Origin of the sequence: Neolewinella agarilytica (assembly GCF_900110645.1) — a bacterium.
Taxonomy (GTDB): domain Bacteria; phylum Bacteroidota; class Bacteroidia; order Chitinophagales; family Saprospiraceae; genus Neolewinella; species Neolewinella agarilytica.
Map to the genome: position 1 here is coordinate 163,096 of NZ_FOFB01000014.1, position 13,605 is coordinate 176,700.

General features: G+C 51.4%; 14 protein-coding genes. 9 read left to right on the top strand and 5 right to left on the bottom strand.

Going from position 1 to position 13,605, the window contains the following annotated elements:
- Positions 1-88 precede the first annotated feature (88 nt).
- From BM123_RS13760 to BM123_RS13775, 4 genes are all read left to right on the top strand, one after another.
- Positions 89-637 (top strand): hypothetical protein, encoded by a 549-nt coding sequence (locus BM123_RS13760; protein ID WP_090169502.1) that lies wholly within the window; start codon positions 89-91, stop codon positions 635-637.
- Between the two features lie 435 nt (positions 638-1,072).
- Positions 1,073-2,440, top strand: coding sequence for a M28 family peptidase (locus BM123_RS13765; protein ID WP_245748554.1), 1,368 nt, complete (start codon positions 1,073-1,075; stop codon positions 2,438-2,440).
- Complete coding sequence (hpt, locus tag BM123_RS13770; protein ID WP_090169506.1) at positions 2,427-2,990, top strand: hypoxanthine phosphoribosyltransferase; 564 nt, start codon at positions 2,427-2,429, stop codon at positions 2,988-2,990. Before BM123_RS13765 ends, hpt begins: the two co-directional genes overlap by 14 nt.
- Positions 2,991-2,992: 2 nt before the next feature.
- On the top strand, positions 2,993-3,508 hold the full coding sequence (locus tag BM123_RS13775) for a GNAT family N-acetyltransferase (protein ID WP_090169508.1): 516 nt from the start codon (positions 2,993-2,995) through the stop codon (positions 3,506-3,508).
- Between the two features lie 55 nt (positions 3,509-3,563).
- Here BM123_RS13775 and leuB read toward each other — a convergent pair whose 3' ends face one another.
- Positions 3,564-4,622 (bottom strand): 3-isopropylmalate dehydrogenase, encoded by a 1,059-nt coding sequence (leuB, locus tag BM123_RS13780; RefSeq protein ID WP_090169510.1) that lies wholly within the window; start codon positions 4,620-4,622, stop codon positions 3,564-3,566.
- 100 nt (positions 4,623-4,722) lie between these two features.
- Between leuB and BM123_RS13785 the strand changes: the two genes are divergently transcribed.
- A complete protein-coding gene (locus BM123_RS13785; protein ID WP_090169512.1) occupies positions 4,723-5,313 on the top strand; it encodes a Uma2 family endonuclease in 591 nt (196 codons plus the stop codon).
- 58 nt (positions 5,314-5,371) lie between these two features.
- Here BM123_RS13785 and leuD read toward each other — a convergent pair whose 3' ends face one another.
- From leuD to leuC, 3 genes are all read right to left on the bottom strand, one after another.
- Positions 5,372-5,974 (bottom strand): 3-isopropylmalate dehydratase small subunit, encoded by a 603-nt coding sequence (leuD, locus tag BM123_RS13790; protein WP_090169514.1) that lies wholly within the window; start codon positions 5,972-5,974, stop codon positions 5,372-5,374.
- Between the two features lie 78 nt (positions 5,975-6,052).
- Positions 6,053-6,418, bottom strand: a complete 366-nt coding sequence (locus BM123_RS13795) for a four helix bundle protein (RefSeq protein ID WP_090169516.1) — start codon at positions 6,416-6,418, stop codon at positions 6,053-6,055.
- A 444-nt stretch (positions 6,419-6,862) separates the two neighbouring features.
- On the bottom strand, positions 6,863-8,254 hold the full coding sequence (leuC, locus tag BM123_RS13800; protein WP_090169518.1) for a 3-isopropylmalate dehydratase large subunit: 1,392 nt from the start codon (positions 8,252-8,254) through the stop codon (positions 6,863-6,865).
- A gap of 379 nt (positions 8,255-8,633) precedes the next feature.
- On the opposite strand from leuC, the gene BM123_RS13805 reads away from it, so the two are divergent.
- Positions 8,634-9,488: a S1/P1 nuclease gene (locus tag BM123_RS13805; RefSeq protein ID WP_175489387.1), complete on the top strand. Its 855-nt coding sequence runs from the start codon at positions 8,634-8,636 to the stop codon at positions 9,486-9,488.
- Positions 9,489-9,583: 95 nt separating this feature from the next.
- On the opposite strand, the gene BM123_RS13810 is transcribed toward BM123_RS13805, so the two are convergent.
- On the bottom strand, positions 9,584-10,738 hold the full coding sequence (locus BM123_RS13810; RefSeq protein ID WP_090169522.1) for a 2-isopropylmalate synthase: 1,155 nt from the start codon (positions 10,736-10,738) through the stop codon (positions 9,584-9,586).
- Positions 10,739-10,990: 252 nt separating this feature from the next.
- Between BM123_RS13810 and BM123_RS13815 the strand changes: the two genes are divergently transcribed.
- The 3 genes from BM123_RS13815 to BM123_RS24925 all read left to right on the top strand — a co-directional run bounded on the left by BM123_RS13815 (position 10,991) and on the right by BM123_RS24925 (position 13,544).
- Positions 10,991-12,544, top strand: coding sequence for a hypothetical protein (locus tag BM123_RS13815; protein WP_090169524.1), 1,554 nt, complete (start codon positions 10,991-10,993; stop codon positions 12,542-12,544).
- A gap of 230 nt (positions 12,545-12,774) precedes the next feature.
- Entirely contained in the window at positions 12,775-13,071 is a 297-nt protein-coding gene (locus BM123_RS13820) for a transposase (protein ID WP_090169526.1), read from the top strand.
- Entirely contained in the window at positions 13,068-13,544 is a 477-nt protein-coding gene (locus tag BM123_RS24925; protein ID WP_090169528.1) for an IS3 family transposase, read from the top strand. Before BM123_RS13820 ends, BM123_RS24925 begins: the two co-directional genes overlap by 4 nt.
- The last annotated feature ends 61 nt before the right edge of the window (positions 13,545-13,605 follow it).

The window sequence follows — 13,605 nt, forward strand, 5'->3', positions numbered from 1 at the left end:
TGCTCTCTTAGACCCCTCTCGCACCCGCGTACGCGCCAAAAAGGGAGGCACTGCTAAACCCTGCCACCCCTTAAAACCTTTACCCGGTATGAGAAAATGTTGGATCCTTTTGTTCCTGCTGCCACTATTCTTCGCCTGTACGCCGGATTCTGCCGAAGTCAGCTCCGATAAGGCCGCCTTCTTTGACCTCAGAAGCTACGTGAATGAAGAAGTAGACCGATTGACGAGCCGTAAAACAAAGGTCACTAAAACGATTACTTTAAACGGTAAGACGGAAACCAAAGAGCTGGACGATCTTAACTTCGCTAATGACCTTCGTGTTTTCCGGGAGGCAGATATCAACAAGCCGGCCTGGCTGGAAAAATATGAAACGAAGCGCAAGGCGCTCTCCGGCAGCCATCAGATTACTACCTACGAAGCATTGGATAGTAACCTCGTCACTCGTCAATTACTGGTGGAGGAAGATCTGGGGGAAGTCACCCGTATCACCATTCAGCGGAAAACCGGAACGGTACTTTCTAATGGTAACCACTGGCTGGAATACGTCCCGGCTACTGGGTATTCGATGACAACCAGGCAGAAAAACCGCTTCGGAGAAGATGTGGATGCCCGAATCGTGGTGGATTGGAGGTTTTAAAATAAAAAAGAGGCAGCGCCACCACAGCACCACCTCAGCCCTAACCAAATAAAACCAAATTAAATGCAGGTGTAACGGGCTGTTACCCTGCGGTTGATTCAAAGATAAGCACTAAAAGAGAGTTATTTCGCAAGGAATAAGTGGAAAATTTGGCAGAACATTAAATTTGCCTAAGTCGGAGTTGTAGAATATTTAATGGTCAAGCTGGATTTTAATGCAATTATAATTCGAATTCGACATCGATTTAAAAATTGTCCATTTGTTATTCAGAACGGATAAAGCGCAGCTGGTCCTTGTGGCGGAATTTTATTTCTTATGGGCAACTTTGTTGTGTTCTTTATTCTGTTTTAGAATGCTTAAAAATTAGACTAAGATAAGCTTATGGAAAAGACATCTACCTTTTATAGTGACTATGGAATCGTAAAAAGAATCTTTTTGATAGCAATCCTATTGAGCTTTTTAGTATCGTTATCGGCCCAGCAGGAGGATGCAAAGTTCGTAAAACGTATTTTTGACCAGGCGCTTACGGAAGGAGATTGTTATGAGTGGCTTCGCCATTTGACCAAAGATGTTGGTCCTCGTCTGGCAGGAAGCCCGGGTGCAGATGCTGCCGTTCACAGCATGCGGCGGCTTATGGATACGCTCGGTTTTGATACCGTTTATTTACAGCCCTGCACCGTTCCCCGCTGGGATCGCGGCGCTCCGGCCTCCGGCCGGATTGTTAACAATGCCATGATCGGAACCCGGCCACTTGCGGTGGTTTCATTGGGCAATACCATCGGGACGGGCCCCGAGGGGATAACGGCTCCCATTGTGGAGGTGCAGAGCCTGGAAGAAGTAGAAGAGCTGGGCCGGCCCGGCGTAGCCGGGCGAATCGTCTTTTTCAACCGACCTATGGACCCCACCCGGCTCAACACCTTTGCTGCCTACGGAGGAGCGGTGGATCAACGCGGCTTTGGCCTGATCGTTGCCGCCCGCTACGGGGCAAAAGCCGTGCTGGTCAGAAGCATGACCACGGGCAACGATGATGTGCCCCATACGGGAGGTGTTGCGCTGATTGACACCGTGCCGAAAATCCCCGCACTGTCCGTAAGCACTAACGATGCCAACTTGCTCAGCAGCCTGTTGGGTAACGGAGAAGTGCGGGTACATCTGCAGTCTAACGGACGAATCCTGCCTCCGGTACCGAGCTATAACGTCATCGGTGAAATTCGGGGCACAAGCCACCCGGAGGAAATCATTCTCGTAGGAGGACATCTGGATAGTTGGGACATCGGGGAAGGCGCCCATGACGACGGTGCTGGCGTCGTACATTCTTTACAGGTTTTCCCTTTGCTGAAACAGCTGGGCTATCGCCCGCAACGAACCTTCCGTTGTGTGCTGTTTATGAACGAAGAAAATGGTCTGGCCGGTGGCCGTGCCTACTGGGAAGCCAGTAATGCCGCCAAAGAGTTTCACCTGGCGGCCATTGAAAGTGACCGCGGCGGCTTTACGCCCAGAGGCTTCAGCGCGCAGGGGAGAGAAGATGTCTTTACGGACTACTTCAGTCGGGTCAATGAATGGTTGCCCATCCTGGAACCTTACGGCCTTATGTTCACCACCGGAGGCTCCGGAGCAGATATAAGCGGCCTGAAATCACAGGGCGGGTTACTGCTTGGCTTTATCCCAGACTCCCAGCGCTACTTCGATTTTCACCATACCGCTGCCGATGTTTTTGAAGTAGTCAACAAAAGAGAACTGGAATTGGGCGCAGCTTCCATAACTTCGCTCGTATACCTAATTGATAAATATGGCCTCCGCTGATCCATTGAAACGTGTGCAATTGCACGATAAAGAGTTCGTCCCCTTTTTGACCCATGAAGATATCCACGAACGGGTGAAGCAGTTGGGGCAGGAGCTGCACCACCGGCTGGCGGGTAGCCAGCCTACTTACCTGGTCATGTTGAAGGGAGCTTTCGTTTTCGCAGCAGACCTCATCCGTCATTCCCGTTTGAACGGGGAGGTGGACTTCGTCAGAACGAGCAGTTACCACGGAACGGAGACCGAAGGCAAAATCCGGATGCACCTGGCCCCTTCTCCCGAATTGGTGGCCGGGAGAGACGTCGTTCTGATCGAGGATATTGTCGATAGTGGCTACACTATGCAGGCGTTTTTACCCGAGCTGGAGGCGCTGAACCCGAAATCCATTACCCTGGTCACGCTGCTGCATAAGCCGGAGTCACAGGTGGTACCGGTCAATATTGACCTGGTGGGTTTTGTTATTCCGCCGCACTTTGTGGTGGGCTACGGGCTGGATTATAACGGCCTTGGTCGTCAGCTACCGGCTATTTATCAACTCGCACAAGACTTCTGACCATGACTATCCGAAATATAACCCCCGCTGACAACGCAGCGGTTGCTCACGTGATTCGTACGGTAATGCCTGAATTCAGTTGCGTAGGGGAAGGTTTTTCCATCAATGACCCTGAAGTGGAGGACATGGCTGGAGCTTATGCCGGGGAGGGAGCTGCTTTTTTTGTTATTGAACATGAAGTGGGCGGGCCCGCAGGTGCAGGGGAAGGTTTTTCGGGGGCAGTGATTGTTGGCGGAGCAGGTTTTGCTCCGCTTGCCGGTGGTGATGGAACGGTATGCGAACTCCGCAAGATGTACATCCTCAAAGAAGGCCGCGGCAGCGGCGGTGGGCGCCTCCTAATGGATGCCTGCCTGGCGGGGGCACGAGCCGCCGGTTACCGCAGGATGTACCTGGAAACGGTAGCAGCCATGACGGATGCCGCCGCAGTCTACAAGAAATACGGGTTTGAACCGCTGGCATGGCCATTGGGAAACACCGGGCACAGTGGCTGCGATATTTACATGGTCAGAGACTTGTGACCCGGTAATACCTCCTTGATGTGGGGGGCTAAAGCCAGTACCCTCTTTTGCCAGATTACTTCAGGGCCGCTGCAATCAAATCTCCCATCTCCTCCGTACCCACTTTCTTCTTCGGGTTCAGGTCTTCGGTTCCCGTGCCGGAGGCGAGGGTGGCATTGACGGCGACGCGGATGGCGTCGCCCTCCTTAACGAGGCCCAGATGGTCAAGCATCATAGCTGCAGAGAGAATGGTGGCGATCGGGTTGGCCCGATCCTGCCCCGCACCCTCCGGCCAGGAGCCGTGGATAGGCTCAAACATTCCCACCTGCGAGCCGATGCTGCTGGAGGGTAACAATCCCAGTGATCCGGCCAGCACGCTGGACGCATCAGAGAGAATATCGCCGAACATATTACTGGTGACGATAACGTCGAACTGCGCCGGGTTCAGGATCAGCTGCATGGCGGCATTGTCCACAAACATAAAGTTGAGCTCAATGTCGGGGTATTGGCCGGCCATCTCCCGGGTAACTTCCCGCCAGAGGCGGGAACTTTCCATGACGTTGGCTTTGTCCACCAGCGTCAGCTTACTCCGGCGGTTCCCCGCCGCTTCAAAGCCCATCTTCACGATGCGCTCGATCTCCGGCCGGGTGTACAGACAGGTGTCGTAGGCCGTGTCTCCACCGTCGCGGCGGCCCTTTTCTCCAAAGTAAATACCACCGGTGAGTTCCCGGACGATGAGCATGTCCACGCCCTTCATCCGCTCGGGGCGCAGGGGGCTCAGGTGGGTCAGTTCATCGTAGCCGGCTACGGGGCGCAGGTTAGCATACAGGCCAAGTTCCTTGCGGAGTTTCAAGAGCCCTTGCTCGGGCCGGACCTTCGCCGAAGGGTCATTGTCGAAGCGGGGATGACCGATGGAGCCGAAGAAAATGGCGTCCGACCGCTTACAAAGATCCAGGGTGTCATCCGGTAACGGGCTGCCGGTCTCGTCAATGGCTACCGCGCCTACCGGCGCGAAGTCAAAACGAAAAGTATGCCCGAATTTCAGGCCTACCTGGTTTAATACTTTGATACCCTGCTTAATGACTTCCGGGCCGATGCCGTCTCCGTCGAGGGTGGCGATGTTGAAATTTGACATATCTTTAGCTATGTTGAAGGAAGGCGCGAAGGTAAGCTTTTCGGCCTGTATGTATTCATCCGTACGTAACGAAACAATTCAGTAAAACGTTCTAAATTCCATGGCCTTAGCACCGGAGCAAAAAGTTACGAAGGAGGAGTACTTCAAGATGCTCGCCGAGTCTGACCATAAACTGGAATTTGTGAACGGAGAGGTGGTGATGATGACGGATGGAAGTAAAAACCATACGGCTATTGTGGACAACGCTTACTTCACGCTGCGCTCAAATCAGGGAGAATGTCGTGCATGGTCTAGTGAAGCGGGCGTATCGATTAACTCACTGAATCGTTATTACTTTCCAGATGTATCGGTTGTTTGTGGCGATAAGAGCAAATTCAATCCGGAGACAAAAATCGCTCAACTCCTCAACCCCTGCCTACTGGTAGAAGTCGTTTCCGAAACATCTTCCGACCGCGACCGTACCGAAAAGTTCCGCGCCTACCGACAGCTTGAATCTTTCAAGGAGTATATCCTTATTGACAGCCGTAGCTACCTGATTGACGTCTTTTACCGGGAGTCTTCCGAATACTGGCACTTTCGCTCCTATACTTTACCGGACCAACGGGTGAAAATCCACTCGCTGGGAATTGAGTTGCCGGTATCCGTCTTTTACGAAAACGTCGTTTTTGCAGAAAACGAAAACCTGCTGTAGCCCTGTCTGGCCCTGCTCTTCGTCCTTAACCTTGCACCTGCGGCTGCGCCCCGAAAACCTACCGTAGTGAAAAGTCTACCCGCTTCGCTTCAAAAGCATCAATCTTCTCCCGCTGGCTCAGCAGATAATCGATGTCGTCATAGCCGTTGATCAGGCAGGTCTTTTTGTAGGCGTCGATGTCAAAAGTAGTTACCGTTCCCGTTACTTCATTTTTGAAGGTCTGGGCTTCCAGATCTACCGTAAAGGCTGCCGCAGGGTCTTTCTCGATGGTCTGGAAAACCTCGTCGAGCAGAGCGGGGGAGACGACCAGCGGCAGGATACCGTTGTTAAGCGCGTTGCCCCGGAAGATGTCCGCAAAGTAGCTGGAAACCACTACCCGAAAACCGTAATCACCTAGTGCCCAGGCCGCATGCTCGCGGCTGGAGCCACAACCGAAATTAGCACCGGCTACGAGGATGTCTCCGGAGTACATCGGGTTATTGAGCACAAAGTCTTCCTTTGGCTGATTGAGCTTGTCGTAGCGCCAGTCGCGGAAGAGGTTTTCACCAAAGCCATCCCTGGTCACTGCCTTCAGGAAGCGGGCGGGAATGATCTGGTCGGTATCAACGTCCTCAATGGGAAGTGGGACGGCGGAGGAGGTTAGTTTTTTGAAGGGGGTCATGAGGATTTAGCATTTTTGATTTAACATTCAGCATTTAACATGGCTGATGTTACAGGCTACCGCACTTTAGAGGTGCTTTTATTTTTTGTTTTTCTCGTCAAGCCTTTTGACGGTGGCCGTGATAATTGCCACTAGTTCGGAAGCTTCCTCTTTGAGGGGTATAACCTTTTCATCGGAGAAGTATTTCATTTTGATGATGTATTTGAGTTCTGCTTTTGATTCACGAAGCTCTTTGAGCATCACTTTTAGCTTGTGAACGAAATCTTTAGTTGATTCAGCGGCTCTGGCTTCCGGATAATGAAAACCAGCATGTGTTCCAGCCCGCAAAAGTTGACCTGCTACGTGCTTGGAATCAAAATAACCAAGCTTATGTAGCTCTCTGCATAGCAGTGTACAACGAACGCCAAAATCAAGCAGCCTTTCCTCCAGTTCATTAGCGTTCATTAAGGATAATTTTGTGTAAAATTCAACTATTAGTGAGTTGTAGAACACGCTGTCCTGTTGCAATCAAAAATGTTGACTGTTAAATCAACCAGGCTCAATTTCCTGTCTCGTGCGGTAGCATGTAAGACGGCAATCAAAAAATGTTGACTGTTAAATCAACCATGCTCAATTTCCTGTCTCGTGCGGCAGCATGTAAGATGGCAATCAAAATGTTGACTGTTAAATCAACCATGCTCAATTTCCTGTCTCGTGCGGTAGCATGTAAGACGGCAATCAAAAAATGTTGACTGTTAAATCAACCAGGCTCAATTTTCTGTCTCGTGCGGCAGCATGTAAGACGGCAATCAAAAATGTTGACTGTTAATTCAACCAGGCTCAATTTCCTGTCTCGTGCGGTAGCATGTAAGACGGCAATTTAAAATGTTGAATGTTAAATCAAACATGTTAAATTAGTTCCCTCACATCTACCACTTTCCCGGTAACCGCCGCCGCAGCCGCCGTCAGCGGCGAAGCCAGAATCGTCCGTGCGCCTTGTCCTTGCCGACCTTCGAAGTTGCGGTTGGAGGTGGAGACACAGTATTTGCCGGCCGGCACTTTGTCTTCGTTCATGCCCAGGCAAGCCGAGCAGCCGGCTTCGCGAAACTCAAAGCCGGCGGCGATGAGCTTCTTGTCCAGTCCTTCAGCAATTGCCTGCCGGGAAACTTGCTGGGAGCCAGGCACGACGATGGCCGTGACGGTATCCGCTACTTTGCGGTCGCCGACTAATTCAACAACGGCGCGCAAGTCTTCGATCCGACTGTTGGTACAAGAGCCGATGAAGACGTAGTCAATGGGCATCTGATCGAGCTGCTGCCCTTTCTCTAGGCCCATATAATTCATGGCTTTGGCCAGTCCTGCATCCCCGTGAATGTCACTGTGAACGGGAATATGTTCCTTGACGCCCATCCCCATGCCGGGATTGGTGCCGTAGGTCACCATGGGAGTGATGTCTGACGCTTTGAAGTGCAGCTCAGCGTCAAAGGTGGCATCACTTTCGGAGGGCAGCGTTTTCCAGTAGGCAACGGCTTCCTCCCAGTCTTTTCCTTTGGGGCTGAACTCCCGCCCTTCGAGGTAGTCGAAGGTGGTCTGGTCTGGCGCAATCAGGCCACCACGGGCGCCCATCTCGATGCTCATGTTGCAGACCGTCATCCGGCCTTCCATGCTGAGGCTACGGATGGCAGAGCCAGCATATTCCACGAAGTATCCCGTGCCGCCACCCGTACCAATCTGGCTGATCACGTAGAGAATGATGTCTTTAGCGGTAACGCCGGGAGCCAGGTCGCCCTCTACGTTAATCCGCATACTTTTGGGCTTGGTGAGCAGCAGGCACTGGGTGGCCATCACTTGCTCTACCTGGCTGGTGCCGATACCAAAAGCTACGGCTCCGAAGGCGCCGTGCGTACTGGTGTGGCTGTCGCCACACACCATTGTAATGCCCGGTCGGGTAATCCCCAGTTCCGGCCCGATGACGTGGACAATACCCTGATAGGGATGGCCCAAACCATAGAGTTCTACGCCAAACTCGGCGCAGTTGTCGGTCAGCATTTTAACCTGCTTGGCGCTTAGTGGTTCGCTGATGGGCTTGTGCTGGTTGATGGTGGGCACGTTGTGGTCAGCTGTGGCGACGATGCGGTCTTTACGCAGCAGAGGAATGCCGCGTTTGCGCAGACCGTTAAAGGCCTGCGGGCTGGTCACTTCATGGATCAGATGACGATCTATGTATAGTACCTGATTACCGCCTTCGACTTCCGTAACGACGTGGGCATCCCACACTTTATCAAATAAGGTCTTTGCCATGATGGAGCTCTAAATCTATTGTTCGGACAAAAGTAGACAACGAATAGAGGATAGGCGGGGTTGAATTGAAGGTTTTTACGGTGCGGACAACAAGAATGGCAAAGGAATATGCGCAGGTGTAGTGAGAGGATTACAGGCCTCTGGTGATTTGATAAGTTGTATTGAGTTCAAAAAACACAGGACCACAGCTTACTCGCCTCAAGACCACATATTCACCCAATATTCCGGCAAAAGAGGGCGCGGACGCAGGTGCAAGGGGATGGTTAAAGTGGCAGTGGTTCTGCCTGCCGTCCTCTGTGCTTGCTGTTCGGGCTTCCGTCTGCACCTGCGTCCGCGCCCGAAAAACTACCTTTGCTCCCGAACCAATATCCACCGGCTCATGCTAACCCGATTCTTTGTCATTATCCTCATTTTTATCCCTCAGCTTCTGGCTGCCTGGGGGGCTAATGGTCACCGCATTGTAGCTCAGATCTGCTATGATAATCTGAACCCGGACACCCGTGCCCGGGTAGATAAAGCGCTGGGCGATAACTACCTCGCTCAGGTAGCAAATTGGCCCGATTACATAAAGGCAGAGAAAGGGTGGGATTTTGCCAAACCCTGGCATTATATGACCGTGCACGCTGATCAGACCACTCAGGAGGTGGCCAACGCCAACCACGAACACGCTGACATCGACGATGTACGGGAAGGCATCGAACTGATGACTGCCATCCTGCAAGGGGAGTCCGATGCCCGTGACCGCCTGATGGCGATCATGAAAGATAATAAGGTTGAGCCGCTGGCTGGCTCTCTCGATGCCACGGCGCTGGCCTTTCTCATTCACTTTATCGGAGACGTTCACCAACCCATGCACGTGGGTAAGAACCGTGATTTGGGCGGAAATAAAATTACGGTGCTCTATTTCGGCGAACGGATGAATCTGCACTCCATTTGGGATTCGGGCATCATTGAGCACGAAAAGTTAAGCTATACCGAGTTTGCTGCTTTTGCCACCATCCATACCCGCGCCCGCAAGGCCCGTTGGGAAAAAGCGCCGCTTAATGACTGGATCAACGAGTCGATTGAACTCCGTGAGCGGCTGTATGATACCCTTTATGACAGGACGGACCGGGAGACGGGCCTGCCCGATTTCTCCTGGAATTATCAGCATGATTTTTTGCCGGTGGTGGAAGATCGTCTGGCAGCAGCGGGTTACCGGGCCGCCGCATTGCTGAACGAAGTATATAAGTAGGCCGTAAACGTAAACAGGCAGGCAGACAAAAATCCAAAACCGGATTAATTCGTCTGCCTGCCTGATTAAAAGCCTGGCGTCTGCCGGGAGAGCGTCTAAGCCGCGCTGGCCGAAATCATCTCCTCCAGATCCGCATCCTCTACTTCCTTTTTCCGATCCGCTACCTGCAGGAACTCCTGGTAAAGGTTGTCGAGTTGCACCTTGGTGACATTGTGGCCCAGGTTCTTGAACCGATAAGCCAGGGCCGCACGGCCACTCCGGGCCGTCAGTACAATCCGGGATTCATCTACACCAACTTCCGCCGGATCAATGATCTCGTAGGTGTCGCGTCGCTTAATCACTCCGTCCTGGTGGATACCACTGGAGTGAGCGAATGCGTTGTCGCCCACAATTGCCTTGTTAGGCTGAACAACCATACCCATGCTTTCGCTGACCAGGTGGCTGGTCTCCAGCAGAAGCTTACTGTTGATGTTGGTGTAGAGGCCGAGATGCTCGTGCTGGCGCATGATCATCACTACTTCTTCCAGTGCAGTATTGCCGGCCCGTTCACCGATACCGTTTATGGTACACTCGATCTGGCGGGCACCGCCCATCGCTCCGGCGATGGAGTTGGCCGTAGCGAGGCCAAGGTCATTGTGGCAGTGTGTACTGATGGTACATTTATGAATGCCATTGACATTGTCCCGCAGGAAAGCAATCTTAGCCTGATACTCGTCCGGGAGGCAGTAACCCGTCGTGTCCGGGATGTTGAGTACCGTAGCACCGGCATCCACCACGGCCTGAATGACGCGGGCAAGAAACTCGTTGCCCGTCCGGCCAGCATCTTCGGCGTAGAACTCAACGTCTTCCACAAAGCTCTTGGCGTGCTTTACGGCAGCGACCGCTCTTTCGATGATCTTCTCCGGCGTAGTACGCAGCTTGTGCTGAATGTGGCTGTCGCTGGTGCCGATTCCGGTATGGATACGGGGGCGTTTAGCTGTTTTCAGGGAGTCAGCGGCTACTTCAATGTCCTTGAAGACCGCGCGACTGAGCGCACAGACGATGGGCTCCGTAACGGTAGAGCCTATTTCGCGTACGGACTGAAAGTCTCCCGGGCTGGAAATCGGGAAGCCGGCTTCGATGACATCAACGCCAAGCAGTTCGAGCTGACGGGCGATCACCAGCTTCTGCTTGGTGTCCAGTTTGCAGCCAGGAACCTGCTCTCCGTCGCGCAGGGTAGTATCAAAAATCTGAATCTGGTTAGTATTCATATGCAATCGGGACCCATATTGTTGGGTCGTGTATATCTTTACGGCAATTGAAATGGGGAGAATGGTCTTAGATTGGTCAGTTCTTCTTCCTATTTCAACCGCCAAATTTGGTCAGGACTATAAAATTAGTGTTTTCCACCGTTCCCGCGGTAGTCAATCGGGTTTTATATCCATAACGTTACCTACAACGGTTAACGGGACTTTGTTTGGTAATGGTTTGACAAATAGCGATTTAGCTCTAAATATTATACAATGCCAAAACAAAAGACGGACGACCTTTTAAAGCTGGTAGCTTCCCTAAACAGAGCAGAAAAGCGACATTTCCGTCTTTTCGTTAAGCGCAACCAGCAGGCTAATTCTGAAATCCTGTTTTTGCAGCTTTTTGACATTCTGGAAAGAACGGGTGAGTACGACGAGGAGTATCTCTTAAAGCGCATTGAAAACATCAAGAAGAGCCAGCTTTCGAACCTTAAAGCGCATTTGTACAAACAATTATTGACCAGTCTCCGATTGCTAAACCGGAACAAGGACGAAACTATCCTTTTGAGGGAAAACCTGGACTATGCCAGAATCCTGTACAACAAGGGGCTATACCGTCAATCGCTGGACGTGCTTGATAAGGCAAAAAAACGAGCGCTGGAGGTAGAGGTTCATACGGTAGCGCTTGAAATTGCTCAGTTTGAGAAATTAATCGAGGGGCAATACATCACCCGAAGCCTGGAGGGGCGGGCGGAAGAGTTAGGGCTCCAGTGTACGGAGCTTACGCATAAGATTTCCGCTACGGATGCTTTTTCAAATTTGAGCCTGCGGTTATATGGCCTGTACCTGAAGATGGGACTGGTGAGTAATGAGCAGGACTTCTTCATGGTAAAGTCCTTTTTCAGAGGACAGTTACCTGCAACCAAATATGAAGATCTGGACTTTTGGGGTAAGGTCTACTATTGCCAGTCCTACACCTGGATGCACCTCATGTGCCATGAGTATCCCCTTTGCTACCGGTTTACGCAGCGTTGGGTAGATCTCTTTCGGGATAACCAGCGAATGATTGAAGCCAATGCGCCTCTCTACCTAAAAGGTCTTCACAATAACCTGGCCACCTTATTCAACATGTGGCAGTACGATAAATTTATTGAAGAGCTCAGTTTTCTGGAACTATTCCCCCACCAGTTTGACCTGACGAACAACGTCAATGTACAGGGCCTGTACACACTCTATCAATTCGATCATCAGATCCGGCGCCACTACATGGAAGGGACCTTCAAGGAAGGTTTGGGGCTGGTGCCACAGATCACCGAGGTCATCAAAGACAACCGCTACAACTGGGATGATCATCGGATCATGATCTTTCACTACCGTATCGCCTGTCTTTATTTTGGTAGCGGAGACAATGACTCGGCTATTGATTATCTCAACGAGATCATCAATCAACGCAGCCCGAACTACCGCTCGGATATTCAGGCCTACGCCAGAATTTTGAGTCTGATCTGTCACTTTGAAATGGGCAACGTGCAGCTGGTGGAATACCAGGTTAAGTCCGTCTATCGCTTCTTAGCCAAAGTGGAACACTTACAGGAGACGCAACAGTTGATTTTCCGATTCCTGCGCAGAATCCCCCGTATCCGGGAAGAGCAGCTCAACGACGAGTTCGTCAAGTTGAAAGAAAAGCTAGATAAAGTGACGACCAAACCCTTTGAAACCCGGCCCTTCACCTTCCTGGATATTCCCAGTTGGCTGGAGTCTAAGATTGAAGGGGTAACGGTTCAGGAGGTTATCCGGCGGAAGTTTTTGGCGAGCCAGGAAGGGTAGAAGTAGTCGTGTCGCAGGCGGTAGGCTTATCCAGTCTAGGGTGATAAGAATTTACTAATGCTTGTGCTAGGAAACCTCTCCCCCGGCCCCTTTTGCTGCGCAGCTTCTCCGCTGGTCTCTTCGAGCCCGCTCCGAGGTCCGAAGGAGAGGGGTGTACGCTTCCCATTAGACGCCACCACGAATTAGTAGAAAGATAACCTTATCTTACTCACCCTCTAAATCGCGTCAAAATGCGGAAAAGCAAATTCACAAAATCTCAAAAGCTTGAGATCCTGGCCAAATGGGATGCCGGAGCAAAAATTGATGACCTGTGCCGAGAGTATCAAATCAGCACAGCGACCCTCTACAATTGGAAAAAGGAGAAAACCACAGACGAGGACGATACGCTTCGTGAGCTTAAGCAGCTACAGCAAGAAAATGCGCGGCTGAAAAAGATGTATGCCAACCTTAGCATGGATCATGAAATTCTTCGAGAAGGTTACGAGATGCTAAAAAAGTGGCAAGCCCAAGACACCAAGAAGAAATGATTGATCAAGTCGGTAGACAACCTGAGCGTAGCGTTCGACAGAGTTGTCGTGTTTTGGGCATTCGGCGTAAGACCTACTATGAGCGCAAACAAGGGAACCGGCCTGAAGAGCGCGATGAGCAGCTCATTGAGTTGTTGAAGCGTACCTGTTCCCGTTTTGTAGCCTGGGGATTTTGGATGACTTTCTATTACCTACGCAATGAGCATGGGATAAAAGACAACCATAAGCGGGTCTATCGCCTATGGAAACAGGCTGGCCTGCATTTGCGTCTTCCTCCGAAGCGACCACGTATACGACGTGAGTACCAGGAGTTGCTAGCTCCCGAGAGCGTCAATGAAGGTTGGGCAATGGACTTTGTAAGTGACTGGGTAATAGGACCTGAAAAACAATCAGTCCGCGTTATCAATATTATGGACGAATGCTCCCGACGAGCACTCTGTGTACGCTTCCCATTGAGCGCAACCACAATTTAGTAGAAAGACAACCTTATCTTACTCATCTTCTAAATCGCGCCAACATGCGGAAAAGTAAATT

Bases quoted from the DNA above. Each gene is read 5' to 3' on its own strand.
- BM123_RS13760 (WP_090169502.1), top strand. From the start codon at position 89: ATGAGAAAATGTTGGATCCTTTTGTTCCTGCTGCCACTATTCTTCGCC.
- hpt (WP_090169506.1), top strand. From the start codon at position 2,427: ATGGCCTCCGCTGATCCATTGAAACGTGTGCAATTGCACGATAAAGAG.
- BM123_RS13775 (WP_090169508.1), top strand. From the start codon at position 2,993: ATGACTATCCGAAATATAACCCCCGCTGACAACGCAGCGGTTGCTCAC.
- leuB (WP_090169510.1), bottom strand. From the start codon at position 4,622: ATGTCAAATTTCAACATCGCCACCCTCGACGGAGACGGCATCGGCCCG.
- BM123_RS13785 (WP_090169512.1), top strand. From the start codon at position 4,723: ATGGCCTTAGCACCGGAGCAAAAAGTTACGAAGGAGGAGTACTTCAAG.
- leuD (WP_090169514.1), bottom strand. From the start codon at position 5,974: ATGACCCCCTTCAAAAAACTAACCTCCTCCGCCGTCCCACTTCCCATT.
- BM123_RS13795 (WP_090169516.1), bottom strand. From the start codon at position 6,418: ATGAACGCTAATGAACTGGAGGAAAGGCTGCTTGATTTTGGCGTTCGT.
- leuC (WP_090169518.1), bottom strand. From the start codon at position 8,254: ATGGCAAAGACCTTATTTGATAAAGTGTGGGATGCCCACGTCGTTACG.
- BM123_RS13805 (WP_175489387.1), top strand. From the start codon at position 8,634: ATGCTAACCCGATTCTTTGTCATTATCCTCATTTTTATCCCTCAGCTT.
- BM123_RS13810 (WP_090169522.1), bottom strand. From the start codon at position 10,738: ATGAATACTAACCAGATTCAGATTTTTGATACTACCCTGCGCGACGGA.
- BM123_RS13815 (WP_090169524.1), top strand. From the start codon at position 10,991: ATGCCAAAACAAAAGACGGACGACCTTTTAAAGCTGGTAGCTTCCCTA.
- BM123_RS13820 (WP_090169526.1), top strand. From the start codon at position 12,775: ATGCGGAAAAGCAAATTCACAAAATCTCAAAAGCTTGAGATCCTGGCC.
- BM123_RS24925 (WP_090169528.1), top strand. From the start codon at position 13,068: ATGATTGATCAAGTCGGTAGACAACCTGAGCGTAGCGTTCGACAGAGT.